The organism is Oceanicella actignis (genome assembly GCF_900111545.1).
Lineage (GTDB): Bacteria > Pseudomonadota > Alphaproteobacteria > Rhodobacterales > Rhodobacteraceae > Oceanicella > Oceanicella actignis.
The window spans coordinates 90,863-116,656 of record NZ_FOHL01000005.1 but is presented as its reverse complement, the minus strand read 5'-3'; the positions used below and the strand labels follow the sequence as shown (position 1 = coordinate 116,656).

General features: G+C 74.4%; 21 protein-coding genes. 10 read left to right on the top strand and 11 right to left on the bottom strand.

Annotation, left to right across the window (positions count from 1 at the left end; all coding sequences use genetic code 11):
• Positions 1-101 precede the first annotated feature (101 nt).
• From BMW67_RS09525 to BMW67_RS09515, 3 genes are read left to right on the top strand one after another with little or no spacing between them, the layout of a single operon-like run.
• Positions 102-1,502, top strand: a complete 1,401-nt coding sequence (locus BMW67_RS09525) for a leucyl aminopeptidase family protein (RefSeq protein ID WP_072747304.1) — start codon at positions 102-104, stop codon at positions 1,500-1,502.
• Entirely contained in the window at positions 1,499-2,482 is a 984-nt protein-coding gene (locus BMW67_RS09520) for a C40 family peptidase (protein ID WP_083581288.1), read from the top strand. Before BMW67_RS09525 ends, BMW67_RS09520 begins: the two co-directional genes overlap by 4 nt.
• A 31-nt stretch (positions 2,483-2,513) precedes the next feature.
• Positions 2,514-3,686, top strand: a complete 1,173-nt coding sequence (locus BMW67_RS09515; protein ID WP_072747303.1) for an amino acid aminotransferase — start codon at positions 2,514-2,516, stop codon at positions 3,684-3,686.
• Positions 3,687-3,833: 147 nt separating this feature from the next.
• Here BMW67_RS09515 and BMW67_RS09510 read toward each other — a convergent pair whose 3' ends face one another.
• From BMW67_RS09510 to BMW67_RS09495, 4 genes are all read right to left on the bottom strand, one after another.
• On the bottom strand, positions 3,834-4,478 hold the full coding sequence (locus BMW67_RS09510) for a LolA family protein (protein WP_072747429.1): 645 nt from the start codon (positions 4,476-4,478) through the stop codon (positions 3,834-3,836).
• A gap of 65 nt (positions 4,479-4,543) precedes the next feature.
• Entirely contained in the window at positions 4,544-7,132 is a 2,589-nt protein-coding gene (locus tag BMW67_RS09505; RefSeq protein WP_083581285.1) for a DNA translocase FtsK, read from the bottom strand.
• Positions 7,129-8,376 (bottom strand): aminotransferase class I/II-fold pyridoxal phosphate-dependent enzyme, encoded by a 1,248-nt coding sequence (locus BMW67_RS09500; RefSeq protein ID WP_072747302.1) that lies wholly within the window; start codon positions 8,374-8,376, stop codon positions 7,129-7,131. Before BMW67_RS09500 ends, BMW67_RS09505 begins: the two co-directional genes overlap by 4 nt.
• A 762-nt stretch (positions 8,377-9,138) precedes the next feature.
• Positions 9,139-10,473, bottom strand: coding sequence for an amidase (locus tag BMW67_RS09495; protein WP_245728502.1), 1,335 nt, complete (start codon positions 10,471-10,473; stop codon positions 9,139-9,141).
• 170 nt (positions 10,474-10,643) lie between these two features.
• Between BMW67_RS09495 and BMW67_RS09490 the strand changes: the two genes are divergently transcribed.
• Positions 10,644-11,870, top strand: a complete 1,227-nt coding sequence (locus BMW67_RS09490; RefSeq protein WP_072747301.1) for an FAD-dependent monooxygenase — start codon at positions 10,644-10,646, stop codon at positions 11,868-11,870.
• A gap of 51 nt (positions 11,871-11,921) precedes the next feature.
• Here the strand turns inward: BMW67_RS09490 and BMW67_RS09485 are convergent, their stop codons facing one another.
• Positions 11,922-13,511 carry a class I adenylate-forming enzyme family protein gene (locus BMW67_RS09485; RefSeq protein ID WP_072747300.1) on the bottom strand — a complete coding sequence of 530 codons (1,590 nt, stop codon included), beginning with the start codon at positions 13,509-13,511 and terminating at the stop codon, positions 11,922-11,924.
• A 114-nt stretch (positions 13,512-13,625) separates the two neighbouring features.
• Positions 13,626-14,561: a DMT family transporter gene (locus BMW67_RS09480; protein ID WP_072747299.1), complete on the bottom strand. Its 936-nt coding sequence runs from the start codon at positions 14,559-14,561 to the stop codon at positions 13,626-13,628.
• A 79-nt stretch (positions 14,562-14,640) separates the two neighbouring features.
• Between BMW67_RS09480 and BMW67_RS09475 the strand changes: the two genes are divergently transcribed.
• A complete protein-coding gene (locus BMW67_RS09475; RefSeq protein WP_072747298.1) occupies positions 14,641-15,564 on the top strand; it encodes a LysR family transcriptional regulator in 924 nt (307 codons plus the stop codon).
• Positions 15,565-15,569: 5 nt separating this feature from the next.
• Here BMW67_RS09475 and BMW67_RS09470 read toward each other — a convergent pair whose 3' ends face one another.
• The 4 genes from BMW67_RS09470 to BMW67_RS09450 form a co-directional block, all read right to left on the bottom strand.
• Positions 15,570-15,725 (bottom strand): Trm112 family protein, encoded by a 156-nt coding sequence (locus BMW67_RS09470; RefSeq protein WP_072747426.1) that lies wholly within the window; start codon positions 15,723-15,725, stop codon positions 15,570-15,572.
• Between the two features lie 275 nt (positions 15,726-16,000).
• On the bottom strand, positions 16,001-16,654 hold the full coding sequence (locus tag BMW67_RS09460; protein ID WP_072747297.1) for an LON peptidase substrate-binding domain-containing protein: 654 nt from the start codon (positions 16,652-16,654) through the stop codon (positions 16,001-16,003).
• 3 nt (positions 16,655-16,657) lie between these two features.
• The gene (trxA, locus tag BMW67_RS09455; RefSeq protein ID WP_072747296.1) at positions 16,658-17,566 is read right to left on the bottom strand and encodes a thioredoxin; all 909 of its coding nucleotides are present in this window, start codon (positions 17,564-17,566) and stop codon (positions 16,658-16,660) included.
• 157 nt (positions 17,567-17,723) lie between these two features.
• Complete coding sequence (locus BMW67_RS09450; RefSeq protein ID WP_083581283.1) at positions 17,724-18,347, bottom strand: prolyl-tRNA synthetase associated domain-containing protein; 624 nt, start codon at positions 18,345-18,347, stop codon at positions 17,724-17,726.
• Between the two features lie 146 nt (positions 18,348-18,493).
• Here BMW67_RS09450 and thrC point away from each other — a divergent pair, with 146 nt between their 5' ends.
• From thrC to BMW67_RS09435, 3 genes are read left to right on the top strand one after another with little or no spacing between them, the layout of a single operon-like run.
• Positions 18,494-19,897 (top strand): threonine synthase, encoded by a 1,404-nt coding sequence (thrC, locus tag BMW67_RS09445; protein ID WP_072747295.1) that lies wholly within the window; start codon positions 18,494-18,496, stop codon positions 19,895-19,897.
• Positions 19,894-21,159 carry a M16 family metallopeptidase gene (locus BMW67_RS09440; RefSeq protein WP_072747294.1) on the top strand — a complete coding sequence of 422 codons (1,266 nt, stop codon included), beginning with the start codon at positions 19,894-19,896 and terminating at the stop codon, positions 21,157-21,159. The genes thrC and BMW67_RS09440 overlap by 4 nt, the downstream gene beginning before the upstream one ends.
• Before the next feature lie 15 nt (positions 21,160-21,174).
• A complete protein-coding gene (locus tag BMW67_RS09435; RefSeq protein ID WP_370426848.1) occupies positions 21,175-21,759 on the top strand; it encodes a GNAT family N-acetyltransferase in 585 nt (194 codons plus the stop codon).
• 299 nt (positions 21,760-22,058) lie between these two features.
• Here BMW67_RS09435 and BMW67_RS09430 read toward each other — a convergent pair whose 3' ends face one another.
• Positions 22,059-23,615, bottom strand: a complete 1,557-nt coding sequence (locus BMW67_RS09430) for a polysaccharide biosynthesis/export family protein (protein ID WP_072747292.1) — start codon at positions 23,613-23,615, stop codon at positions 22,059-22,061.
• A 248-nt stretch (positions 23,616-23,863) separates the two neighbouring features.
• On the opposite strand from BMW67_RS09430, the gene BMW67_RS09425 reads away from it, so the two are divergent.
• Positions 23,864-24,550, top strand: a complete 687-nt coding sequence (locus BMW67_RS09425) for a sugar transferase (protein ID WP_091764209.1) — start codon at positions 23,864-23,866, stop codon at positions 24,548-24,550.
• 28 nt (positions 24,551-24,578) lie between these two features.
• Positions 24,579-25,742: a glycosyltransferase gene (locus BMW67_RS09420; RefSeq protein WP_072747291.1), complete on the top strand. Its 1,164-nt coding sequence runs from the start codon at positions 24,579-24,581 to the stop codon at positions 25,740-25,742.
• The last annotated feature ends 52 nt before the right edge of the window (positions 25,743-25,794 follow it).

Genomic DNA, 25,794 nt, shown 5'->3' with positions numbered 1-25,794 from the left:
ACATATGGCCCTCGCGCGGACGATTCGCCAGCCCCGCGCCCCCTTGCCTTGCGCTGGCGGCCCGCTACGCTGCGCGCGACCCGACGTTCAGGAGAAGCCCGATGAGCGAAGCCCTGCTTGCCGCCCCCCCCGAGAACGCCATCCCCATCCGCCTTGCCCCCGAGGGCGGCGTCGAGGCGGCGCTGGCCGGCCTGCCCGACTGCGCCGCGGCCTATGCGCGCGCCATGGGCTTCTCGGGCAAGCTGGGGCGCTGGCTGATCCTGCCCGGCCCCGACGGCGCGCCGGCCGCGGCCCTGGCGGGCTGGGGCGACGCGAAGGCGCGCGCGCGCACGCGCTTCGCCCTCGGCGCCTTCGCCGAGGCCGCCCCCGCCGGCGTCTGGCGGCTGGACGCGCCCGAGCTGACGCAGGACGAGCGCGAAGAGGCGGCGCTGGGCTGGCTGCTGTCCCGCTACCGCTTCACCCGCTATCGCGACGCCAGGCTGGCCGATGCGCGGCTGGTCGCGCCCGAGGGGGTGGAACCCGAACGGGTGGCGCGCATCGCCCGCGGTGTGTTCCTGGCGCGCGATCTGATCAACACCCCGGCCGAAGAGATGGGCCCCGCGCAGATCGAGGAAGCCGTGTTCGACCTGGCGGCGCGCCACGGGGCGGCGGCGGACTCGATCGTGGGCGATGCGCTGCTCGAGCGCGGCTTTCCGCTGATCCACGCGGTCGGCCGCGCCGCCGCCCGCCCCCCGCGCCTGGTGGGCATGGAATGGGGCGACGAGGACGCGCCGCGCGTGACGCTGGTGGGCAAGGGCGTGGCCTTCGACACGGGCGGGCTGAACCTCAAGCCCGGCGGCTCGATGGGCCTGATGAAGAAGGACATGGGCGGCGCGGCGAACGTTCTGGGCCTGGCCTCGATGATCCTCGAGGCGCGGCTGCCCGTGCGCCTGCGCGTGCTGATCCCGGCGGTCGAGAACGCCGTCTCCGGCGCCGCCATGCGCCCGGGCGACGTGCTGCGCAGCCGCAAGGGCCTGACGGTCGAGATCAACAACACCGACGCCGAAGGGCGCCTGGTGCTGGCCGACGCGCTGGCGCTGGCGGACGAGGAATCGCCCGATCTGCTGGTCGACATGGCCACGCTGACCGGCGCGGCGCGCGTGGCGCTGGGCCCCGAGCTGGCCCCCTTCTACACCGACGACGACGCCTTGGCGCAGGCGCTGAGCGAAGCCGCCCAGCGCGTGCGCGACCCGCTCTGGCGCATGCCGCTCTGGCCCGGCTACGAGCCGATGATCGAACCGGCCATCGCCGATCTCGACAACGCGCCGGCGGGCGGCTTCGCCGGCTCGATCACCGCCGCGCTGTTCCTGCGCCGCTTCGTCGAACGCGCCCGCGCCTGGGCGCATTTCGACATCTACGCCTGGAACCCGAAGGCCGCGCCCGGCCGGCCAAAGGGCGGCGAGGCGCAGGGCGTGCGGGCGCTGTTCGAGGTCATCGCGCGCCGCTACGGGGGCGACGCATGAGCGCCCCGCGCGATGGCGCCGGCCCCGTCCGCGGCGGCGCCGGGGCCGCCGGGCCGGCGGCGGCGACCACGGCGGGAGCGGGCGCGCCTGCCGCCGAGGAGGCCGCCCGGCAGACCGGCCGACGCGCCGGCACGGGGGCCGACGCCCCGCCCCCCGACCCCCGCCGCCACGCCTGGCGCGAGGATCTGGCCGACGAGGCCCTGCGCGGGCGCGTGCGCGCGCGCCGCTTCGTGCGCCCCGAGCGCATGCGCGTCGTCCGCCCGGTGCTGGACCTGCGCGCGGCGCCCGGCGCGGCGGGGCTCAGCTCGCAGCTGGTCCTGGGCGCCGAGGCGGCGGTGTTCGAGATCGCCGACGGCGTCGCCTGGCTGCAATCCCTGGCCGACGGCTATGTGGGCTACGCCGACGCCGCGGGCCTGGCGCCGGCCGCGGAGCTGCCCGCGCCGCGCTGGCGCATCGCCGCGCCGCTGGCGCATGTCTATCCGCGCCCCGACATCAAGACGGCGCCCGTCATGACGGCGCCCATGAACGCCCTGCTCGACGGCGAGCCCGAAGGCGACTTCCTGCGCACGCCCCTTGGCTTCGTGCATCTGCGCCACGCCGCGCCCATCGACGCGCCCGCGCCCGATTTCGTCGCCGAGGCCGAGCGCCTGCTCGGCGCGCCCTATCTGTGGGGCGGAACGACGGCGCTGGGCATCGACTGCTCGGGCCTCGTGCAGACCGCCATGGCCGCCGCCGGGCGCGCCGCGCCGCGCGACAGCGACATGCAGGCCGCCGAGCTGGGCGCGCCGCTGGCGCCGGACGCGCCGTTGCGGCGGGGCGATCTGGCGTTCTGGCGCGGACATGTCGGCATCATGCTCTGCGAGCGGACCCTGCTGCACGCCAACGCCCATCACATGGCCGTCGCCGCCGAGCCGCTGACCGAGGCGCGCGCGCGCATCGCCCGCCAATACGGCGAGATCACCGTCTTCCGCCGCCCCTGACCCGCCCCTCAACCCAAGCCGAGGACGCCCCATGCTGGAGCAGCTGGCCGCCGCCGAGCCCGACCCGATCATCGCCCTCATCGCCGCCTTCCGCGACGACCCGCGCCCGGACAAGATCGACCTTGGCGTCGGCGTCTATCGCGACGCGGCCGGGCGCACCCCGGTCTTCGCCGCCGTCAAGGCGGCCGAAGAGCGGCTGTGGCGCGAGCAGGACACCAAGACCTATCTCGGCCTCGAGGGCGACCGCGCCTTCGTGGACGCGGCGGCCGAGCTGGCGCTGGGCGCCGACGGCGCGGCCCGCGCGACCGGGGCGCAGGCCGTGGGCGGCTCGGGCGCGCTGTTCGCGCTGGGGCGGCTGGCGAAGCGCGCGAATCCGGAGGCGACGGCGCATCTGCCCGACCCGACCTGGCCGAACCATCGCAACCTTCTGGGCGCGGCGGGGCTGAAGCTGGCCAGCTATCCCTACATGCGCGGCGGGGCGCTGGATTTCGACGCCATGCGCGCCGCGCTCGAGCGGCTGGGCGCCGGCGACGTCGTCGTTCTGCACGCCTGCTGTCACAATCCCACCGGCATCGACCCGACCCCCGAGCAATGGGCCGAAATCGGCCGCATCGCCGCCGGGCGCGGCTGGACGCCCCTTTTCGACATGGCCTATCTGGGCTTCGGCCAGGGGCTGGAGCCCGACGCGCAAGGCATGCGCGCGGTGCTTGCGGCGGTTCCCGAGGCGCTCGTGGCGCTGTCCTTCTCGAAATCCATGGGGCTGTATCGCGATCGGGTCGGCGCCGCGCTGGTCGTGACGGGCGACGCGGATGCGCGCGCGCGCGCCCAGGCGGCGCTGGCCGCGATCAACCGCGAGACCTTCTCGATGCCGCCCGATCACGGCGCGGCGGCGGCGCGCCTGACGCTGACCGATCCGGCGCTGCGCGCGATGTGGATCGGCGAGCTCGACGCCATGCGCGCGCGCGTCGCGGCCAATCGCGCGGCTCTGGCCAGCGCCCTGGCGCGCGCGACGAACGACGCGCGCTGGGCGCGGCTGGCCGAGGGGCGGGGGATGTTCTCGACGCTGGAGCTGGACGCCGCGCAGGTGCGCGCCCTGCGCGAGCGGCGCGGGGTCTACATGGCGCCGGGGGGGCGGATCAACTTCGCCGGGCTCGACCCCGCGCGCGCCGATCAGGCGGCGGCGGCGATCGCCGAGACGCTGTAAGCGGGCGCGCCGTCGCGGCGTTGCAAGCGAGGCGCGCGCCGGCGTGGCGTTGCAAGCGGGGGCGCCGGCGCGTCGTTGCAAGAGTGCGCGCCGGCGCCGCGCGGCTGCGCCGAGGCTCGGCGCGGGGGGCACGCCTCGGCGCAGGCCTCAGCGCAGCTCGCCGCGGGCGCGGCGGGGGGCGCAAATGTCGAGCTCGACCCGCTTGGGCAGGAACTTTTCGATGCCGATCTCGACATTCGTGCGCACCTCGCTCAGCGCGACGGTGGTCGACTGCCCCTGCGCGTCGGTCACGACCCACTGGCGCAGCTCGAGCGGCTGCTCGGTGAAGATCAGCGTCAGCGCGCCCTGGTCGGGCGCGTCGGGGTCCACCGCAGTGACGCGCATCTGGCCCGCGCGGCGCTCGATGGACTGCACCGCGCCCTCCTTGCGAAGGTCGACCCGGTCGCGCAGCAGGATGTCGAGCGGAGTCTGGCTCAGGGGCAGCGTCTGCTGCGAGCAGTCGCGCAGGTCGAACACCACCACCCAGGTGCCATCCGCCACCACCAGCGTGGGGTTGGGCGGCGTGTATTCGAAGCGGATCTTGCCCGGACGCGACAGGTAGAAGCGCCCGTCCGAGGTCTCGCCGTTCGGGGCGATCTGCACGAACGCGCCTTCGGCCGTGCGCATGGCGTTGAGATAGGCGCTGATCCGCGCCAGGTCGCGCGCATCCTGCGCGCGGGGCTGGGCGGGGGCGAGAAGCGCGCCGGCGACGGCCAGGGCCGCGGCAAGCGCGAAGCGTGGGATTCGTTTCATCATGTCCGTCATCTAGGCGCGCCGCGCGGCGATTGCATGGCGCCCGGTTGAAAAAAGCGCGGCGATCAGACCTCGCCGATCAGAATCTCGCGCTTGCCGACCTTGTTGGCCGGGCTGACGACGCCCTGCGCCTCCATCTGCTCGACCAGGCGCGCGGCCTTGTTGTAGCCGATCGCGAGCTTGCGCTGGATGTAGGAGGTCGAGCACTTGCGGTCGCGCGCCACGATGGCCACCGCCTGATCGTAAAGCTGGTCGTCGCCGGCGCTCTCGCCGCCCAGCCCCAGCACCAGGTCGATGTCGGCGGCGGCCTCCTCGTCGGGGCCCTCGGTGACGCCGCCGACATATTCGGGCTCGCCCTGGGCCTTGAGGTGGTTGACGATCTCTTCGACCTCCTCGTCCGAGACGAACGGTCCGTGGACGCGGGTGATGCGCCCGCCCCCGGCCATGTAGAGCATGTCGCCCATGCCCAGCAGCTGCTCGGCGCCCTGCTCGCCCAGGATGGTGCGGCTGTCGATCTTGGAGGTGACCTGGAAGCTGATTCGCGTGGGGAAGTTGGCCTTGATGGTGCCCGTGATCACATCGACCGAGGGCCGCTGCGTGGCCATGATCAGATGGATGCCCGAGGCGCGCGCCATCTGCGCCAGGCGCTGGATGCAGGCCTCGATCTCCTTGCCCGCGACCATCATCAGATCGGCCATCTCGTCGACGATCACGACGATGAAGGGCAGCTCTTCGGGCTCGTATTCCTGCGTCTCGAAGATCGGCTCGCCGGTGTCCTCGTCGAAGCCGGTCTGGATGGTGCGGGTGAAGGGCTCGCCGCGGGCCAGCGCGTCGCGCACGCGGGCGTTGTAGCCCTCGATGTTGCGCACGCCCATGCGCGACATCTTGCGGTAGCGCTCCTCCATCTCGGCCACGACCCATTTCAGCGCCACCACCGCCTTCTTGGGGTCGGTCACCACCGGGCTGAGCAGGTGCGGGATGCCGTCATAGACCGACAGCTCGAGCATCTTGGGGTCGATCATGATCATGCGGCACTGCTTGGGCGACAGCCGGTAGAGCAGCGACAGGATCATGGTGTTGATGGCCACCGACTTGCCCGAGCCGGTGGTGCCCGCGATCAGCAGGTGCGGCATGCGCGCAAGGTTCGTGACCACCGCCTCGCCCGAGATGCTCTTGCCCAGCGCCAGCAGCAGCCCGTCCTTGGCGTCGCCGAAGGCGCGGGATTCGAAGATCTCGCGCAGCAGCACCTTCTCGCGCCGCTCGTTGGGCAGCTCGATGCCGATGATCGAGCGCCCCGGCACCGTCGAGACGCGCGCCGACAGCGCCGACATCGAGCGCGCGATGTCGTCGGCCAGCCCGATCACGCGGCTGGCCTTGAGGCCGGGCGCGGGCTCGAGTTCGTACATCGTCACCACCGGCCCGGGCGAGACGCGCACGATCTCGCCGCGGATGCCGTAATCGTCCAGCACCGTCTCGAGCATGCGGGCGTTTTCCTCGAGCGCCTCGTCCGAGACCTGGTTGCGCACGATCTCGCGCGGGTTCTGCAAGAGCGAGAGCGGCGGCGGCTGATAGCCTTCGGGCTCGGCGTCGGGGTCGAGCGGCAGCCTGGGCTCGGCCTCGGCGCGCGCCTTGCGGCTGACGGCGGCGCTCTTGCGCGCGCGCTCGACGCGCGGGGCGGGGGCCGTCTGCGCGGGGTCGGGCGCGGGGTCGGCGTCGGCCTCGCCGTCCTCGCGCGCATTGGCGCGCCTGAAGGCGGCGGCCGCCAGGCGCGCGGCCAGCGAGGCGCTCTGCCGCTCGTCCCCCTCGGCGGAGGCGTCGGGGGCGTCGGCGGCCTCGGGAGCCTCGGACGCGCCCGAAGCCGCGGCCGCGCCCGCGCGCAGCGTCGGCTCGGCCTGGCGCGCCGCGCCCACCGCCGCGGGCGGCTCGAGCCGCTGCGAGCGCGGCCGCGTCAGCGCGCGGCGCAGCCGCCGGCCCAGCGCCAGCCCCGCCCGCGCCAGCGCGCGACCGGCCAGCCGCGCCGCGGCGCCAAGGCCCGCCCCCATCCAGCGGCCCAGGGCGCGCGTTTCGTCCCCGTCAAGCCCCAGCGCCACGCCGCCCAGCCCCAAGGTCGCCGCCCCGAGCGCCGGCGTCAGCGCCAGCAGCGCCGTCCCCGCGTCGAGGGGCGCAAGGCGCAGCAGCCCGCCCGCCAGCGCGTCGCCGATCCAGCCGCCGAGGCCGTAGGGATGCGGCCATCCCTCGGGCGGCGCGTGCAGCGAGGCGAAGGCCGCTCCCACCACCACCGCCAGGGGCGCGAAGAGCCCCAGCCGCGACCAGATGCGCCACTCGCCCCGATGCAGCGCCAGCCGCACGCCCCAGACCAGCAGCGCCGCAGCAAGCCCCCAGGCTGCCCAGCCCAGAAAGCGGGCCAGCGGATCGGCCAGATACGCGCCGGGCGCGCCCAGAAGGTTGCGCGGCGCCTCGGCCCCGACGTTGAAAAAGCTGGGATCGGCCGGGTCGTAGCTGCCCAGCATGGCCGCCGTCGCAAGGCCTGCGGCGAACAGCCCCGCGCCCGCCAGCTCGATCAGGCGCCGGCGCAGGGCGCGGGCGGCGGCCGGGGGCAGGAAGCTGCTCTCGATCACGTCGTCGTCGCGGTCGGGGTCAATCAACGCGGTCATCGTCCGTTCTCTCGCCCGGTCTTCTCGGCGGCGCGCGCCATCATCGGCCCAAGCCGGCGGCGGATGGCCTCGAGCCCGCGGCGCGTCTCGTCCTCGGGGGCGACCAGCGCCACCCGCAGCCAGGCCGCGCCCGGATCGCCGCCGCCCAGCCAGTCGGGCGCGGGGCGCGACAGATAGGCGCCGGGCAGCGCGCGCACGCCCTCGCCGCGCCACAGCTCGAGCGCCGCCGCCTCGCCGTCGCCCACATGCAGCCACAGGAAAAAGCCCGCGGCCGGAGAGGCGTAGCCGGGCAGATCGCCCAGGATGCGGTCAGCCTCGTCGAACTTGCGGCGGTAAAGGGCGCGGTTGCGCTCGACATGCGCCTCGTCGCGCCAGGCGGCCTCGGCGGCGTGCTGCGCCGGCAGCGGCAGCGGCGCGCCGCCATAGGCGCGCAGGCGCAGCATGGCGGCGATGGTCTTCGGCCCGCCCGCGCAAAAGCCCGAGCGCAGCCCCGGCAGGTTCGAGCGCTTGGACAACGAGTGAAAGGCCAGCACCCGTTCGGGATCGGCGCCGGCCGCCTGCGCAGCCTCGAGCGCGCCGGGGGGCGGGTCGCCGCGGTGGATCTCGGCGTAGCACTCGTCGGCGAAGATGCGGAAATCGTGCCGCTCGGCCAGGTCGATCAGGGCGCGCCACCATTCGGCCGAGGCCACCGCCCCTTGCGGATTGGCCGGCGAGCACACATAGACCGCCGCCGTGCGCGCCAGCAGATCGGCGGGCAGCGCGGCGTAGTCGGGCAGATGCCCGCTTTCGGGCGTCGCGGGGACGTAGACCGGCTCGGCCCCGGCGGCCAGCGCCGCGGCGCCGTAGCACTGGTAGAAGGGGTTGGGCATGAGCACCGCCGGACGCGCGCCGTTCTTGCGCTCGGGACACAGGGCGAGGCAGGCGGCGAACAACCCCTCGCGCGTGCCGTTGAGCGGCAGCACATGCCGGTCGGGGTCGGCGCGCTCTTCGCTCAGCCCGTAGCGGCGGCGCAGCCAGGCGGCGATGGCGTCGCGCAGGCCGGGCGTTCCCTCGTTGGGCGGGTAGCGGCCGTATTCGTCCGCGTGCCGCGCCAGCGTCTCGGCGACGAAGGGCGGCGGCGGGTGACGCGGCTCGCCGATCGACATGGCCAGCACGGGGCCGCCGGGCGCATGCGCGTCAAGCAGCGCCCGCAGCCGCGGGAAAGCGTAGTCCGGCAGGTCTTGGAACCGCTCGGGCATCTGCATGCGAAACCGCCTCGATCCTCGCGCCCCATCTGGCGCGGGGCGTCGGCGCTCACGATAGCCGAGCGGCGCGCGCAGGTCCAGAAGCCCGCCCCATGGGCGAGTGCAGATGCGCGCATTCAACCGACCGGAAAGGCAGGCGCCCGCCGGCGCGCATGCGCCTCATGTCACGAGCGCACCCTTGCGCAGGCTGTCCCCTCCCCGCGGCGGGCCGCCCGGAACCCGCCGCGCCCGCAGCGCCCCGGGACGCGCCCTCGACGCCGGCGGCGGCGCCGGCAATGCACGGGCCGCGCCCGCAACGCCGGGGACCGCGCCCGCAATGCCCGGACCCCGGCCCGGCCTGAAGACGACCGGCGCGGCCAAGCCGCCGCCGATCGCGATGCGGCCATGGCGCCGCCCCGCCCGCGCCGACCACGCGCCGCCGCCGCCCGGCCTGCGGGCCGCCTCGACGCCCGCGTATGGATCGGCCGGGCCGCCGCGCGCAGGCTTGCGCGGCCGCCGTCGCAACGCCCGGGCCCGCCCTTGGGCAGCCGCCGTTGCGACGCTCGAGTCAGCGCGCCGGAGGGCGGAACAGGGGACGCCTGCACATCGCGCGTCAGGCGGCCAAGGGCGGGCGGGCGCCCGAGCCGGGCGACGGCCCGCGGGGCAGAGGGTGCGTGTCGCCCGCGGAGCCGGACGCGCTGCGCCCCGGCGATTCATGCGCGGCCGGCGATCCCGGCCCATTGAGCGCGCCGCCCGCCCGTGCGCGGACGGGCGCGCGCGGCGTCAGGCCAGCGCCCGCTCGACCGCGACGCCAAGGCGCGCCAGCTTGCCCTCGCGCCGCGGGGCGGCCATCAGCATCAGTCCGCAGGCGGGAACACCCGTCGGCACGCTCAGCGCGCACAGCCCCAAAAGGTTGCCCGCGCGCGTGTTGCGCAGCGCCATCAGATTGCGGTCGCGGTAGTAGTCGCCATCGGACAGCAGCCGCGAGACCGAGGGCGGCAGAATCGGCGCGGTCGGCGCCAGCAGCGCGTCATGGCCCGCCAGGCGGGCGGCATGTTCGCGGCGCAGCGCCTCCATGCGGCGGCGGGCGCGCAGATAATCGGCGGCGTTGACCTCGCGCCCGGATTCGAAGCGCGCGCGGATCTGCTCGAACATCAGCGCGCCGTCGCGCGCGATGCGCTCGCCCCACAGCGCCCAGGTCTCGGCCCCGAACAGCGGCGCGCTCAGCTCGAGCGCCTGCGCGACGTGATCAAGGCGCAGGCGCGCGATGCGGGCGCCGGCGCGCTCGAGCCTGCGCAGCGCCTCTTCGAAGGCGGCGCGCGGAGCGTCCTCGACCCCTTCGAGCAGCGCGCCCTCGTCCACCGCGAAGACGGCGCCGCGCAGCGAGGCGCCCTCCAGATCCGGCGCCTTGGCGCGCGCCATGATCGCCGTCAGCCGCGCCGCGTCCTCGACCGAGCGGCACAGCGGGCCGATCGTGTCGAAGAGCTCGGACAACGGCACGACGCCGTCATTGGGGATCAGGCCCGCCGTCGTCTTGAGCCCGACGAGGTCGTTCCAGGCGGCGGGAACGCGCACCGAGCCGCCCGTATCGGACCCCACCGCCGCCGCCGCCAGCCCGAAGGCCACCGAGGCCGCCGCCCCCGAGGACGAGCCCCCCGGAGCCCAGTCGGGGTCATGCCGGTTGGGCGGCGTCGCGGTCACGGGGTTCACGCCCAGCCCCGAGAAGGCAAGCTCGCTCATATGCGTCTTGCCCAGGCACACCAGCCCGGCGCGCGCGGCGCGGGCCAGCGCCTCGGCGTCGCGCGCGGGCACGCGGCCGCGCAGCAGCGCCGAGCCCGCCTCGGTGGCGGTCCCGGCCGTGTCGAACAGGTCCTTCCAGCTGATCGGAACGCCGTCGAGCAGGTTGCGCCGCAGCCCCGCGCGGGCGCGGCCGGCGGCGGCGGCGGCCTCGGCGCGGGCGCGCTCGGGCGTCAGGCGGGCGTAGATGCGCGCGCCGTCGGGATGGGCCTGCGCCGCGTGCAGGAAACCCTCGGTCAGATCGCGCGGATCGAGCCGCCCCGCCTCGATCGCCCGGCCCAGATCGCTCGCCGTCATGCGCTGCCAATCGGCTTCGGTCATGCGCTTGTCCTCCCGCGTCCCCGACTCGTCGCCGCAGGCTAGCGGGGCCGAGCGGTGCGGGCAATCGGCCGGGCGGGGCGCTGCGGCGGGCGCGGCGCATCCGCGCCGCCCGGGCCGCGCGACGCATCGCGCCATGGACAAGCGCCCCTCGCGCGCCATAGTGCAGGGCCATGAGCAAGGATGCGGACGTCATCATCGTCGGCGGCGGCCTGAACGGCCCCGCCCTGGCACTGGCCCTGGCGCAAGGGGGGCTGCGCACGATCCTGTGCGACGCCCTGCCCCCCGAGACCCGCGCCGATCCCGAATTCGACGGGCGCGCCTATGCGCTCTCGCTCGGCTCGCGCCGCATGCTCGAGGCGCTGGGCGTATGGCCGCGCGTCGCCCCCCATGCCCAGATCGTGCGCGAAGTGACCGTCACCGACGCCCGCCCCGGCGCGGCGCCAAGCCCCTTTTTCGCGCATTTCGACCATGCCGAGATGGACGAGGGCCCCGTCAGCCAGATCGTCGAGGACCGCTTTCTGCGCGCCGCCCTTCTCGAGGCCATGGCCCGGGAGCCGCTGATCGACCATCGCGCGCCGGCGCGGGTGACGGGATTCGCGGCGGACGACGCCGGGATCGAGGTGCGGCTTGACGACGGAACCGCCCTGCGCGCCGACCTTCTGGCCGCCTGCGACGGACGCGACAGCCCCATCGCCCGCGCCGCGGGCGTCAACCGCGTGGGCTGGGATTACGGCCAGTCGGGCCTCGTCTGCGCCATCGAGCACGAGCGCCCGCATGGCGGCCGCGCCTGGCAGCAGTTCCTGCCCGCGGGGCCCTTCGCCGTGCTGCCCCTGCCCGGCGACCGCAGCTCGATCGTGTGGTCCGAGCGCCGCGACGAGGCCGCGCGCATCGCCGCCCTGCCCGACGCGGCCTATCTGGACGAGCTGCGCGCGCGCATGGGCGGCTTCCTGGGCCGGATCGCCCTGGCGGGCAAGCGCTACGCCTATCCGCTTCGCCTGTCGCTGGCCGAAGAGTATGTGCGCCCGCGCCTTGCGCTGGTGGGCGACGCGGCGCACGGCGTGCACCCCATCGCCGGACAAGGGCTGAACCTGGGCCTCAAGGATGCGGCGGCGCTGGCGCAGGTGGTGGTCGAGGCGCGCCGGCGCGGCGAGGATGCCGGCTCTTTCGCCGCGCTCGAACGCTACCAGCGATGGCGGCGCTTCGACGACACGCTGGCCGCCTTCGGCTTCGACCTGACCAACCGGCTGTTCTCGAACGACGGTCCGCTTCTGCGTCCGGCGCGCGACGTCGGCATGGCGCTGGCCACGGCTTTCGCGCCGGCGCGGCGCTTCTTCATGCGCCAGGCGGCGGGCCTGTCGGGCGAGCTGCCGCGGCTGATGGAGGGCCGCCCGCTCTGACCCTCGCCCCCGCGCCCATGCGCCCCTTCCGCCCCCCGCGCGCGGGGCGGTTCAGCCGCCGGCGGCCTCTTTCCAGTAGGGCGCGCGCAGCTCGCGCTTGAGGACCTTGCCGATCTCGGAGCGGGGCAGCGACTCGCGCAGCTCGACCTTGCTGATGCGCTGGACCTTGCCAAGGCGCGCATTGACCCATTCGCGCAGCGCCTCGGGATCGGGGCGCGCCCCGGCGCGCGGCACGACCAGGGCCAGCGGAGTCTCGCCCCACTCGCGCGAGGGCACGCCGATCACCGCCGCCTCGGCCACGTCGGGATGGGCCAGCAGCTCGCGCTCGAGATCCGCGGCGAAGACGTTGAACCCGCCCGAGATGATCATGTCCTTGCGCCGGTCCAGCAGCTCGAGAAAACCATCCGGGTCAAGGCGGCCCATGTCGCCGGTGCGGATCCAGTCCTCGCCCTCGGGACTGCGCCAGATGGCCTCGCGCGTCTTGTCGGGGGCGTTGCGATACCAGGTCATCATCATGGGCGAGCGGCCCAGGATCTCGCCCACCTCGCCGGGTGGAAGGGGGCGCATCTCCTCGTCCACGATCAGGATGTCGGCGCCCTCGGCGGGGCGGCCGACGGTGTGCAGCTTGTCGGGATGGGCGCGGCAGTCGAGGATGGTGGACAGCCCGCCCTCGGTCATGCCGTAGATCTCGATCAGCTCGCCCGGCCAGCGGGCCAGGATCTCGCGCTTGAGGGCGACGGGCAGCGGCGCGCTGGTCGAGAGCTTGACCCGGAACGACGACAGGTCGGCCGCATCGAAGCCGGGCGCGTCGAGGATGCGGCGATACTGGACGGGCACCAGCATGGCGTGGGTGGCGCGATGCGCCTGCGCCAGGCGCAGGAAGCCCTCGGCGTCGAACTTGCGCATCAGCGCCAGCGTTCCGCCCTCGGCCAGCGTCGGCAGCGCCGCGACGAGCGTGGTGTTCGAGCACAGCGGCGTCGAGGCGATCGAGACCACGTCGGGCCCGTAGCCGAACAGCGCCATGCGGCGCAGCTGGCGCAGGCGGAACTTGTGGTCGTGCTCGATGCCCTTGGGCACGCCCGTGGTGCCGGACGAGAAGATCATGTCGAACGGATCGTCCAGCCCCGCCGGGGCCTCGGGCGCGTCCTGCGCGCGGGCGCCGGCCAGCCAGTCCTCGAGCGCGTCCAGCGCGACGGGCGCATCGGCGCAGCCCGGCGCCGCGCCGGCGGCCGCGCGGGCCTGCGCCATGGCCGCGTCGGTGGCGAAGAGCAGCCTCGCCTCGGCGTTCTCGAGCATCGCGGCCAGCACCTCGGGCCGCATCCCCGAGGGCAGCGGCGCCGCGCAGGCCCCCGCCGCGATCGCGCCCAGGTAAACGGCCAGATGCTCGGCCGAGCCCTCGCCCAGCGTGGCGACCACGTCGCCCCGTCCCAGCCCCAGCGCGGCCAGACGGGCGGCGATGCGGTCGACCATATCGATCAGCTCGGCCCAGCTCAGACGGCGCGCGCCGTCGATGACCGCCACCGCGTCCGGGCGCGCGCGCGCATGGGCGCGCAGGCGGGGGATGAAGGGCTCGAGCGGGGCATCCATCGGCTTGGGGACGATGCGCCGCGGGGCCTGGGCGGCGGCCTGGGGTTCGGACATGGGGCGCTCCTGGCGGTTGCGCGCCGTCGAAACGGCGTTCCGCAACATTCATAATCCCCCGGCGGGCAGGCGCGCAACAACCCGCGCCGCCAGGGCGCGCAGCGGCCGGCGCGCTCAGCGCGGGGGGCGCGTGGTCTGCCACACGCCCAGAACGATCATCGCCCCGCCCGCCAGCATGGCGGGCGTCAGACTCTCGCCCAGCAGGACGACGCCGAACAGAACGCCGAAGAAGGGAACCAGATTGCCGAAAGCCGCGGCGCGGGTGGGCCCGAGCGCGCGCACGCCCTCGTAATACCACACGAAGGGAACCACCGTCGCGCCCACGGCCAGGAACAGCACGGTCAGCCAGGCGGCGGCGCCGGGCGCGCCGACCAGCGCCGGCGCCCCGCTCAGCGCCAGCGTGGCGGCCAGCAGCGCGAAGCCCCAGGCGGCGGCATAGGCCGTGGCGGTCAGCGGCGTCAGCCCCGTCAGCGCCGCGCGCCCCACCATCGTGTAGGCCGCCCAGGCCGCCACCGCGCCCAGCATGAACAGCTCGCCCGCCCCGAACGAGGCCGCCACGTCGGCCAGCATCGCCCCCGGCGCGCCGCGGCTGGCCAGGATCGCCGCCCCGACCAGCGCCGCGAGGATGCCCGCCCATTTGCGCGCGCCCAGCCGCTCGCGCGTCCACAGCGCGCCCACCAGCGCCACCGCTACCGGGCTGAGCGCGACGAACAGCGCCGTGCGCGAGGCCGGCATCCGCGCCAGCGCGGCGAAGAAGAACAGGTTGTAGGCGAACACCCCCGTCGCGCCCAGAACGAAGGTCTGCGCCGCCTGGCGCAGGCTCAGGCGCGGCAGGCCCCCATGCGCGCGCCGCGCCAGCCACAGCAGGATCGCCGCGGCCAGCGCGTAGCGCGCGGCGGCGGCGCCCAGCGGCGTGAAGGACTCGGCGGCCACGCGCCCGGCCGAGAACCCGCCGCCCCACAGCATCGCGGCCAGGATCAGCTTGCGGCGCACCGCGCCTTCGGTCGGGGCGGATGGCGCGGGCGAGTGGGCGAGCGATGCGGCGGTCATGGGGGCTCCTGCCTTGGGGGCGCTGGTCGCGGCATGTGTTTTCAGTTATGCACGGTCATGGTCAAACAAGGATTTGCTCATGACGTTCGGACAGCTCGAAATCTTTGCCGCGCTGGCCGATGCGGGCGGCTTCACCGCCGCAGCCGCGCGGCTCGGCATCAGCCAGTCGGCGGTGTCGCACGCCATCAGGGCGCTCGAGGCCGATCTGGGCGTGCCGCTCGTCAACCGCGCCAAGGCCCGCCCCGAGCCGACCGAGATCGGGGCGCTGCTGCTGACGCGGGCGCGGGCGGTGCTGGGGCTGGCCGAGACCATGCGGCAAGAGGCCGCGGCCTATCGCGGCGTGCGGCTGGGCAGCCTGCGCATCGGCTCCTTCGGGCCGACGGCGACGCTGCACCTGCTGCCGAATCTGCTGGCCGCCTTCCGCGCCGACTGGCCCGGCGTCGAGGTGCTGGTCGAGGAAGGCGACGACGAGACCGTGCTGCGCTGGCTCGAGGAGCGGCGGGTGGACGTGGCCTTCGCCGTGCTGCCCGACGAGCGCTTCGACGCCCACCCGCTGATCGAGGACCAGTTCGTCGCGCTGCTGCCGCAGGACGATCCGCTGGCCGCGCAGCCGGCCGTGACGCTGCGCGAGCTGTGCGCGCGGCGCTTCATCATGACCGAGGCCGGCTCGCAAGGGGTGATCGGGCGGCTGTTCTCGGAGGCCGGGCTGCGCCCGAAGATCCACGCGCGCACGGCGCAGGTGCTCAGCACGCTGGCCATGGTCAGCCGCGGCGAGGGGGCGGCCGTGGTGGCCGAGCTGGCCATGCCGCCCGTCGCGGGCTTCGAGGGCTTCGCGGTCAAGCCGCTGGACCCGCCGCGGCGGCGCTCGGTGGGGCTTGCGCTGCTGCCGGGGGCGCCGGCCTCGCCGGCCGCGCAGGCCTTCGTGCGCACCGCCGCGCAGCTGCGGCGCGGGGGCGGGCTGCTGACCTGGCGCGGCGTGCTGGCCGGCGGGCGCGTGGCCTGAGGCGCTCAGTCCTCGAGCCGGCGCGCCTCGGACACGAGCATCACCGGAATGCCGTCGCGGATCGGAAAGGCCAGCCTTGCGGCGCGCGAGACCAGCTCCTGGCGCGCGCGGTCATAGACCAGCGGCCCCTGGGTGACCGGACAGACCAGCGCCTCGAGCATCCTGCGCTCGGCGCGCAGGCGTTGATCGGCGCGGGCGGCGAGGGCCGGATCGGGCGCGGCGCCCGATTCCATGCCCGGTTCGACACCCGTCTCCCCGCCCGGCGCGGCGCCCGGTTCCACGCCCGGCCCGGCGCCCGTCTCCCCGCCCGGCCCGGCGCCCGGTTCCACGCCCGGCCCGGGGCCCGCATCGGCGGCGCGATCGGAGCTTGCGCCGGGCGCGGCGGCGTCGGGGTTTGCGGCGTTCGGGTCCTTGGCGTTCGGATGGCTGGGGGCGGTCATTGCACCGATCCTTCGTCGCCGCCCGACACGATGGCGAAGCGCATCAGGGCGGTCAGGGTTTCGCGCCGCTCGGACAGGCTGGGCGCCTCGAGCAGGGCCTGCTTCTCTTCGACCGAGAAGGGACACAGCATGGCCAGCGAGTTGACCAGCATCTCGGGTTCGGCCTTGCGCAGGCTTTCCCAGTCCGAGCTGAGCTGCGCCACCTGGAAAAAGCGCATGAGCAGCTCGAGAAAGGCGTCGCGGTCAAGGCCGGGGTCGTCCTCCTCGCCTTCGAGATCGCCCAGGAACGAGCGCCAGTCCGCCTCGACCCGCCGATAGGGGGCGAAGCCCTCGAGCTCGCGCGCGACGCGAAAGCGGCACACCCCCGACAGCGTGATCAGATAGCGCCCGTCCTCGGTCTCGGAAAACGCCGTCAGGCGCCCGGCGCAGCCGATGCGCCGCAGCTCGGGCGGCTCGCCCGCGCGCGATTCCAGCGGCTGGACCATGCCGATCAGGCGGTGCTCGGTCTTCATCACATCCTCGAGCATGGTCAGATAGCGCGGCTCGAAGATATTGAGCGGCAACCGCCCGCGCGGCAGAAGCAACGCCCCCGGCAGCGGAAACACCGGGAGCGCGTCGGGCAGGTCGGCGGGGGCGAAGCGGCGCGCCATGCCTCAGGCGTAGATCATCGAGGTGAGCCGGCGCCGTCCGCGCGCGACGGCCGGGTTCTTGGGCCCGAGGCTGTCGAACAGCTTGAGAAGGCGGTTGCGCGCGGCCTGGTCGTTCCACTCGCGATCGCGGCGGAACAGCTCGAGCAGCTCGTCGATCGCGCCCTCGGCGTCGCCCTTGGCGATGAGCGCATCGGCCAGCGCCAGCCGCGCCTCGTGATCGTCGGGGTCGGCTGCGAGGCGCGCGCGCAGCTCGCCCTCTTCGCCCGCGCCGGCGCTCAGCTCGGCCAGCTCGATCTGCGCGCGGGCGGCGGCGATGGGCGCGGCGTCGCGCCTGGCGGGGGGCACGGCGTCGAGCGCGGCGCGGGCGCGGTCGATCTCGCCCGCCGCAAGATGGGCGCGGGCAAGCCCGCCGACGGCGTCCAGGTTCTCGGGGTCTTCCTCGAGAATCGCGCGGAACACCTGCGCGGCGTCGGCGAACTGGCCTTCCGCCAGCATCTCTTCGGCGGCGGCCAGCGCCTCTTCCATGCCGGCGTCCGGGCTCCCCAGCGCGGCCACGCGCTTGACGAAGGCCTCGACCTCGGCCGGGGGCAGCGCGCCCATGAAGCCGTCGACCGGCTGGCCGTCGACGAAGGCGTAGACCGCCGGGATGGACTGGATGCGCATCTGCGCGGCGATCATCTGGTTCTCGTCCACATTGACCTTGGCCATGCGGACCTTGCCCTTCTGCGCCTTCACCGCGGCCTCGAGCGCCGGACCCAGCGCGCGGCACGGGCCGCACCACGGCGCCCAGAAATCGACGATCACCGGCGTCGTGCGCGACGCCTCGACCACATCGGCCATGAAGGTCGCTTCAGAGACGTCCTTGACCAGATCGCCGGCGGGGGCGGCGGAGGACGAGCCGAGTTCAAGCATGGGTTTCCCTTTTCCGTTTCGCGCGGGGCGCGGCGCGCGGCCGGCGGGCGGGCGCGCAGGGCGCGGCCCCGGGCTTGTCGTCTTGCGTCAGGCACAGATGTAGTGCCGCGCCGCGCGATGGGCAACGGGAACGGCGGCCAGGGGGCCGCGCCCGGCGTCAGTCCGCCTCGCGGTCCCCGCCCTGGCCCGCCGCGGCCTCGCGCGCGGCGGCGCGGGCCTCGAGCGGCGCAAGGTCCAGCATCAGCGGCGCGCGCCCCAGATCGGACAGGAAGCGCATCAGCCCCTCGGGCGTCAGGGCCAGCGTCGCCTCGTTGTGCAGGGGGTGGAAGTTGACCAGCTCGGCCTCGGCAAGGCGCCGGTCGAGAGCGAAGCGCACCAGACCCTCGGCGTCGTTCATCAGCGCGAAGGGCGTGACCGCGCCGGGCCGCACGCCCAGAAGGCGCGCCATGTCCTCGGCCGCGCCGAAGGAGACGCGCCCCGCGCCCAGCGCGCGCCCCAGATCGTTGACCGAAAAGCGGCTGTCCTCGCGCGTCGAGACCAGCCAGAAGCCGCCGTCGCGCGCCTTCAGGAACAGGTTCTTGGTGTGCGCGCCGGGCATGACCCCGCGCAGGGCGCGGCTCTGCTCGACCGTGTGCAGGGGCGGGTGCGCATGGCGCCGCCACGCCACCCCCAGCGCATCCAGCCGCGCCAGCAGCGCCCGTTCGGCGGGGTTTGCGGCGGCGTCGGCCGCGCCTTGCGTCTGCGTGCGCGGGGCGGCCGCGGGGGTCGGGTCGTCGGTCATGCCTGTCCTCTCGGTCCTGGGGGTTGCGCGCGGCCCTTTCTGGCCGCCGCCCGCGGCCAAGGCAAGCCCGCCGCGCGCAAGCGATGTTGTGACGCGCCCGCCAATCCGCTACTGCGGAGCGGAGCTTGCAGACAAGGATCCAGCGCGTGAAATACATCAGCACCCGCGGCGCCGCCCCCGCCCTGTCCTTCGAAGAGACGATGCTGACCGGCCTCGCCCGCGACGGCGGCCTTTACGTGCCCGAAAGCTGGCCGCGGATGAGCCGGGACGAGATCGCGGCCCTTGCCGGCCTCGAATACGAAGAGGTCGCCCATCGCGTCATGCGCCCCTTCGTCGGCGACGCCTTCGCCGAGGACGAGCTGCGCGCCATCATCGCCGACGCCTATGCGTCGTTCGACCACCCGGCCCGCTGCCCGCTGGTGCAGATCGGCGCCAACGAGTGGATTCAGGAGCTGCACCACGGCCCCACCCTGGCCTTCAAGGACGTGGCCATGCAGCTGATCGGACGGCTGTTCCAGGCCTCGCTGGCCCGGCGCGGCGAGCGCGTGACGATCATCGGCGCCACCTCGGGCGACACGGGCTCGGCCGCCATCGAGGCCTTCCGCGGGCTGGACGCGGCCGAGGTCTTCATCCTTTTCCCCAAGGGCCGCGTGTCCGAGGTGCAGCGCCGCCAGATGACCACCCCGGCCGACGCGAACGTGCACGCCCTGGCCGTCGAGGGCGACTTCGACGATTGCCAGGCGCTGGTCAAGGCCGCCTTCAACGACCACGCCTTCCGCGACCGCGCGCGCCTTGCGGCGGTCAACTCGATCAACTGGGCGCGGGTGCTGGCGCAGACGGTGTATTACTTCACCGCCGCGACGGCGCTGGGCGCGCCCTGGCGGGCGGTCTCGTTCTCGGTGCCCACGGGCAATTTCGGCGACATCTTCGCCGGATACGTGGCGCGACGCATGGGGCTGCCGATCGGGCGGCTCGTCATCGCGACCAACCGCAACGACATCCTCCACCGCACCGTGCAGAGCGGCGAGCACCGCAGGCAGGGCGTGGCGCCCACCATCTCGCCCTCGATGGACATCCAGGTCAGCTCGAATTTCGAACGCCTGCTCTTCGACCTGCTCGACCGAGACGGCCCCGCCGTGGCGCGCCTGATGGACGAGCTGCGCGGACAGGGCGGCTTCTCGCTGCCCCAGGGCGCGCTCGAGCGCCTGCGCGCCGAATTCGACAGCGCCCGCTGCGACGAGGACCAGACGCTGGCCACCATCGCAGACATCCACGCCGCGACCGGCCTCGTCATCGACCCGCACACCGCCGTCGGCGTGCACGCCGCGCGCGCCGCGCGCGGCGACCGCGCCGCGCCGATGGTGGTTCTGGGCACGGCCCACGCCGCCAAGTTCCCCGACGCGGTCGAGCGCGCCTGCGGCGTGCGCCCCGCCCTGCCCGCGCGCATGGCCGATCTGTTCGAGCGCCCCGAGCGCGTGCGCGACCTGCCCAACGACCTGGACGCGCTGCGCCGCGCGGTGCTGTCCGCCCTCGAAGGAGACGGCGCATGACCGAGATCCGCCTCCACACCCTGCCCAACGGCATGCGCGTCATCACCGAGCGCATGCCCGGCCTGGCCTCGGCGGCGCTGGGGGTGTGGGTCGCGGCCGGCGCCCGCCACGAGGACGAGCCCGAGAACGGCCTGGCGCATTTCCTCGAGCACATGGCCTTCAAGGGCACCGGCACGCGCAGCGCCGCGCAGATCGCCGAGACGATCGAGAATGTCGGCGGCTACCTGAACGCCTACACCAGCCGCGAGACCACCGCCTATTACGCCCGCGTCCTGGCCGAGGACGTGCCGCTGGCCATGGAGCTGATCGCCGACATCCTGCTCGATTCGGTCTTCGCCGAAGAGGACATCGAGGTCGAGCGCGGCGTCATCCTGCAAGAGATCGGCCAGGCGCTGGACACGCCCGACGACATCATCTTCGACTGGCTGCAGGAGGCCGCCTTTCCCGGCCAGCCCATCGGCCGCCCGATCCTTGGCCCGGCCGAGCGCGTGCGCGCCTTCGGGCGCGAGGATCTGCGCCGCTTCGTCGCGCGCCATTACGCGCCCGACCGCATGATCCTGGCCGCCGCCGGCGCGGTCGATCACGACCGCCTGGCCGCGCAGGCCGAGGCGCTGTTCGGCGCCCTGCCCGCGCGCGCGGCGCCGCCCGTCGCGCCCGCGCGCTTCGTCGGCGGCGAGCACAGGGTGGAAAAGCCGCTCGAGCAGGCGCATTTCGCCCTGGCGCTGCCCGCCCCGGCCTATCGCGACCCGGATTTCCACGCCGGGCAGGTCCTGGCGACGCTTCTGGGCGGGGGCATGTCCTCGCGCCTGTTCCAGGAGGCGCGCGAGAAGCGCGGCCTGTGCTACACGATCTTCGCCCAGGCCTCGGCCTACGAGGACGCCGGCGCGATGACCATCTACGCCGGCGCCTCGGCCGAGCAGCTGGCCGAGCTGGCCGTGCTGGTGGCCGACGAGCTGCGCCGCGCCGCGCGCGACATCGACGAGGAGGAGACCGCCCGCGCGCGCGCCCAGCTCAAGGCCGGGCTGGTGATGGGGCTGGAAAGCGCCTTCGGCCGGTGCGAGCGCCTGGCCCGCACGCTTCAGATCCACGGCCGCGCGCCCGATCTGCAGGACACGATCGCGCGCATCGACGCGGTCGACGCCGCCGCCGCGCGCGCAGCCGCGCGCAAGCTGGCGCAGTCCGAGGCGCTGGCCGCGGCGCTTTACGGTCCCGTGGCCGACGCGCCCGACATCGAGGCGCTCAAGTCGCGCATGGCGGCCTGAGCGGCGGGCGGCATGCTGTTCCGGCTGCGCAAGGATCCGGCGATCGAGACCGAGCGCCTGATCCTGCGCCCGCCGCGCCTGGCCGATCACGCCTCATGGGCGCGGGCGCGGCGCGAAAGCGCCGAGCATCTGGTCCCCTGGGAGCCCGCCTGGGCGCCCGATCACCTGAGCGTGCGCGCCTTTCGCAACCGCGTCGCCTGGGCGCGGCGGCTGATCGACGACGACCGCGGATTGCCGCTGCTGCTGTTCCTGCGCGAGGACCCCGCGAGCGTCATCGGGGCGCTGACCATCGACAACCTGCGCCGCGGCCCGGCGCAGGCGGCGACGGTGGGCTACTGGATCGCGGCCGAGCAGGCCGGGCGCGGGCTGATGACCGAGGCGCTGGGCGCGGCGCGCGACCATGCCTTCGGGCCGATGGATCTGAGCCGCCTCGAAGCCGCCTGCCTGCCCGAGAACGCCCGCTCGCGCCGCGTGCTCGAACGCTGCGGGTTCAAGTATGAGGGCGTGGCGCAGGCCTATCTTCAGATCGCCGGGCGTTGGCGCAATCACGTGCTTTACGCGGCGTTGCGGGCCGACCGGCGCGGGCGCGTCGGGGGCTGAGCGCCCCGCGCCGCGGCCGGCCGACGCGACGCGACGCGGCCGACGCGCCCCGGCCGGCGCGACGCGGCGAGGGGCCCCGGGCGGGCGGGTCCCCCAACGCCCCCACGCGGGCCGATCCGCGAGGCGGCGGCCGCCCGGCGGCGAACGCTCCGGTCCTGGCCGGGCCAGGCGGATGCCGACTGCTCCGCCCCGCTCCGGGCGAAGCCGGGCGCCATGCCGAACGCCCGCCGTGGGCGCCCCGCGGCCGGGCTCCGCCCCCGAAGCCCCTCGAAAGGCGCCGTCCGGCTGCCCCCGAGCGGTCAGTTCGTGGCCAGCGCGGCGGCCTGGGTGAACACCGTCGGCGTCAGCTGCGACAGCACGCGGTTCCAGGTCGTGATCGGCTGCTCGGCGACGAAGACGATGTCGTTCGGCCGCAGCTCGAAGCGCGCGGCGTTGACCAGGTTGGCGGCGTTGCGCGCGTTCAGGTGATAGGCCGTGACGGCGCCGAACTCTTCGGGCCGGGACGAGGCACGCAGCACGTAGATCTCGCCGTAATCGGCGGTCTGGATGCTCAGCCCGTCGCCGTTGAACAGCGCGTCCGCCAGATGGGCGCGCCCCTCGAAGGGCAGCGGCAGACGGGTCGGACGGCGCGCCTCGCCGGCCAGATAGGCGTAGCCGCGCGGCGCGGCGCCCAGCTCGAGACGGTCGCGGAAGGCGGCGCGCTGGGCGGCCTCGTCGGCGCGGCGGTCGGCGTTGCGCGCCGCCTCGTATTGCGCCGCTGCAAGACGCAGCTGCGCCAGCTGGTTGCGCAGCTGGACCTTCTGCGCCTCGAACTGGGCGATGGTCAGGGCGAAGCGGGCCTCGTCGATGTCGGCCTGACGCTGGCGGAAGGCGAATTCGCGCTCGCGCAGCTCGGCCTCGCGCCGGCGCAGCTGCTCGGAGAAATAGGCGCGCGCCTGCTCGACGTCGTAGGACAGGTCGACGAACACGCTGTCGCCGTCGCGCAGCGTCACGTCGTTGAGCCCGTCGCGGTCGTAAAGCCGGTCGAAGGGAATCTGATAGACCTCGCCGTCGCGGAACAGGCGGATCACGACGTAGTCGCCGTCGGCGTTCACGCCCCCGGCCATCTGCAGCGCCTCGGACAGGCGCAGCGGCTTGAGGGTGATGGGGGCGATGCGCGGCTCGCGCACCGCGCCGCCGATGCTGACGCGCTGCGAGTTGAACTCGGCGATCTCGAGGCTGAACGAGGGATCGAAGCGCTTCTCGACGAGGGCCTGGAAGATGGCCGCCTCGGCTTCCTCCAGCGTCAGGCCCGCGATGCGCACGCGCCCGACATCGGGGATCGCCACCGCGCCGTCGTCCTGGACGATGTAGCCCTGGCGCTTGGTCTGCGCGGCGATCAGCCCGGGCACCTGATCGAGCGTGGCGTTCGAGGTGTCGGCCGACAGCAGGATCACGTCGGCCACGCCGATGCGGTAGGGCTCGGGCGGCGCGGCAGGCGGCAGGCGCAGCGCCGGGCGCCCGGGCGGGGGCGCGGGCTGGGTGGCGAGGGCGGGCAGATCCTCTGCGGCCGCTTCGGCGCCTGCGGCGCCCGCCGCTTGCGGCGCGGGCAGTTCCGGCATGCGCGCATCCACCGGCCCCAGCGCCGGCGCCTGCGCGCCCGGGCGGGGCCGGAAGGCGTCGGGCAGGCGCGGGGGCGCGTAGGGGCTCATGTTCGCCTCGACCACGGCGGCATGGGTCAGCGGCACCACGCGCACATCCAGATCCGACGCGGCGCCCAACGCCAGCCCGGCGCCCGTCTCGTGCACCGCGGGCGAGGTGTATACGGCCCCGCATCCCGCCGCCGCCAACGCCGCAAGCAACACGGCCTTCTTCATCTCGTCGCTCCCTGCCCTTGACGCGCCGCGCCCCGGCGCACGCCGACCATCGGCTTTCGGGCATAGCATCGCGGGCAAGTCCTGTTAAGCGCCGGCGGCGCTCCGGGCCAAGATTTCGCGCCCGCCGCCGCCGTCGCCGCCGCGGTTAACCGTCATTTGCGTTGAATTTTATGTGAATTTGGGCTGATATGCTCGTCCAAGGCGACGCCGCGCGCGCGTCCGGTCTTTTCGAGTCGAGATTTTTGCCGATGCCGTTTGCGAACGCCCCCCGCACCTCCGCCGCGCCGAACATGCGCCTGGCCATCCTGCGCGGAGGGGCCCACGGCTTCTACGCCCGCCGGCTCAAGCGCCCGCTCGACATCGCGCTGGTTCTGCTGATGCTGCCCGTGGCGCTGCCCGTCATCGCGCTGCTGGCGCTGGCCACGGCGGCGGACGGCGGCGCGCCCTTCTTCGGACATGCGCGCATCGGCCGGGCCGGGCGCCCGTTCCGCTGCTGGAAGATCCGCACCATGCGCCCCGACGCGGACGTGGCGCTCGAACGCCTGCTGCGGGCCGACCCCGAGGCGGCGCGGCGCTGGCGCGAGCGCGGCAAGCTCGACCCCGACCCGCGCGTGACGCCGCTCGGGCGCTTCTTGCGCAAGACCTCGCTCGACGAGCTGCCGCAGCTGTGGAACGTGCTGCGCGGCGACATGAGCCTGGTCGGCCCGCGCCCCGTCACCGCCGAGGAAATGGTCCACTACGCCGCCGCCCCCGAGGCCTACCTGCCCCTGCGCCCGGGTCTGACCGGGCTGTGGCAGACCGGGCCGCGCAACCGGACGGGCTATGCCGAGCGCGTCGCCATCGACCTCGACTACAGCCGCCGGGTCAGCCTGGCGCTCGACCTTCGGCTGTTGCGGCGCACCGTGCGGGTGTTGCTCCGGCCGACGGGGCTTTGAGCCGGCGAATGCGCGCAAGGAGGCGCCCGTGAAGGTCGCCGTCATTCACTACTGGCTGGTCGGAATGCGCGGCGGCGAGCGGGTGCTCGAGCGCATCTGCGAGCTGTTTCCCGAGGCCGACATCTTCACCCATGTCTGCATTGCGCAGAACATCAGCCCGCGCCTGCGCGCCCACCGCATCCGCGAAACCTTCATCGCGCGCCTTCCCGGCGCCCGGCGGGCCTATCAACGCTATCTGCCGCTCATGCCCCGCGCGCTCGAGGAGCTGGACCTGAGCGGCTACGACCTTGTGCTGTCCAGCGAATCGGGCCCGGCCAAGGGCGTGATCGCGCCGCCGGACGCGCTGCATCTGTGCTATTGCCACTCGCCCATGCGCTACATCTGGGACCAGCATCACGCATACCGCGCGGCGCTGGGGCCGCTGGGGCGGGCGGTCTTCGCCGCCGCCGCGCCGCGCCTGCGCCTGTGGGATGCGGCCAGCGCGGCGCGCGTGGACGCCATCGCGGCCAATTCCCGCTTCATCCAGCGCCGCATCCGCCGCTGCTGGGGGCGCGAGTCGCGCGTCATCCATCCGCCGGTGGACCTCGAGGCCTACGCCCCCGGCCCGCCCGAGGGCGAGGCGGGCTACCTGTTCCTGTCCGAGCTGGTCCCCTACAAGCGCGCCGACATCGCCGTGCAGGCGTTCCGCGCGCTGGACCTGCCGCTGACGGTGGCGGGCGACGGCCCCGAACGCGGCCGCCTCGAGGCCATGGCAGGCCCGCGCACGCGATTCCTTGGCCGCGTGCCCGCGTCGCGGATGGCGGCGCTCTACCGCTCGTGCAAGGCGCTGATCTTCCCGGGGGTCGAGGATTTCGGCATCGTCCCGCTCGAGGCCATGGCGTGCGGGCGCCCCGTCATCGCCTATCGCGGGGGCGGCGCCCTGGACACGGTGGTCGAGGGGCGCACGGGACTGTTCTTCAACGAGCAGACCCCCGAATCGCTGGCCGAAGCGGTTCTGCGCTTCGAGCGCGATCATGGCGCGCGCATGGACCCCGACCCGATCCGCGCCCACGCCATGGGCTTCGGCCCCGGGCGCTTCAAGTCCGAACTGGCCGCGATGATCGCCGACGAGGCCGCGCGGATCGGCGCCCGGCTCGACCCCGGCGACCTGCGGCGGCGCGCCGAGGCGGCCGAAGGTTTCTCAACGCGATAACCAAATCTTAAGCCTGCGGGGCCAAAGCTGCGCATAGGCCAGAAAGGCCGAT

Coding starts and splice junctions, on each gene's coding strand:
- BMW67_RS09525 (WP_072747304.1), top strand. CDS start 102: ATGAGCGAAGCCCTGCTTGCCGCCCCCCCCGAGAACGCCATCCCCATC.
- BMW67_RS09520 (WP_083581288.1), top strand. CDS start 1,499: ATGAGCGCCCCGCGCGATGGCGCCGGCCCCGTCCGCGGCGGCGCCGGG.
- BMW67_RS09515 (WP_072747303.1), top strand. CDS start 2,514: ATGCTGGAGCAGCTGGCCGCCGCCGAGCCCGACCCGATCATCGCCCTC.
- BMW67_RS09510 (WP_072747429.1), bottom strand. CDS start 4,478: ATGAAACGAATCCCACGCTTCGCGCTTGCCGCGGCCCTGGCCGTCGCC.
- BMW67_RS09505 (WP_083581285.1), bottom strand. CDS start 7,132: ATGACCGCGTTGATTGACCCCGACCGCGACGACGACGTGATCGAGAGC.
- BMW67_RS09500 (WP_072747302.1), bottom strand. CDS start 8,376: ATGCAGATGCCCGAGCGGTTCCAAGACCTGCCGGACTACGCTTTCCCG.
- BMW67_RS09495 (WP_245728502.1), bottom strand. CDS start 10,473: ATGACCGAAGCCGATTGGCAGCGCATGACGGCGAGCGATCTGGGCCGG.
- BMW67_RS09490 (WP_072747301.1), top strand. CDS start 10,644: ATGAGCAAGGATGCGGACGTCATCATCGTCGGCGGCGGCCTGAACGGC.
- BMW67_RS09485 (WP_072747300.1), bottom strand. CDS start 13,511: ATGTCCGAACCCCAGGCCGCCGCCCAGGCCCCGCGGCGCATCGTCCCC.
- BMW67_RS09480 (WP_072747299.1), bottom strand. CDS start 14,561: ATGACCGCCGCATCGCTCGCCCACTCGCCCGCGCCATCCGCCCCGACC.
- BMW67_RS09475 (WP_072747298.1), top strand. CDS start 14,641: ATGACGTTCGGACAGCTCGAAATCTTTGCCGCGCTGGCCGATGCGGGC.
- BMW67_RS09470 (WP_072747426.1), bottom strand. CDS start 15,725: ATGCTCGAGGCGCTGGTCTGTCCGGTCACCCAGGGGCCGCTGGTCTAT.
- BMW67_RS09460 (WP_072747297.1), bottom strand. CDS start 16,654: ATGGCGCGCCGCTTCGCCCCCGCCGACCTGCCCGACGCGCTCCCGGTG.
- trxA (WP_072747296.1), bottom strand. CDS start 17,566: ATGCTTGAACTCGGCTCGTCCTCCGCCGCCCCCGCCGGCGATCTGGTC.
- BMW67_RS09450 (WP_083581283.1), bottom strand. CDS start 18,347: ATGACCGACGACCCGACCCCCGCGGCCGCCCCGCGCACGCAGACGCAA.
- BMW67_RS09440 (WP_072747294.1), top strand. CDS start 19,894: ATGACCGAGATCCGCCTCCACACCCTGCCCAACGGCATGCGCGTCATC.
- BMW67_RS09430 (WP_072747292.1), bottom strand. CDS start 23,615: ATGAAGAAGGCCGTGTTGCTTGCGGCGTTGGCGGCGGCGGGATGCGGG.
- BMW67_RS09425 (WP_091764209.1), top strand. CDS start 23,864: ATGCCGTTTGCGAACGCCCCCCGCACCTCCGCCGCGCCGAACATGCGC.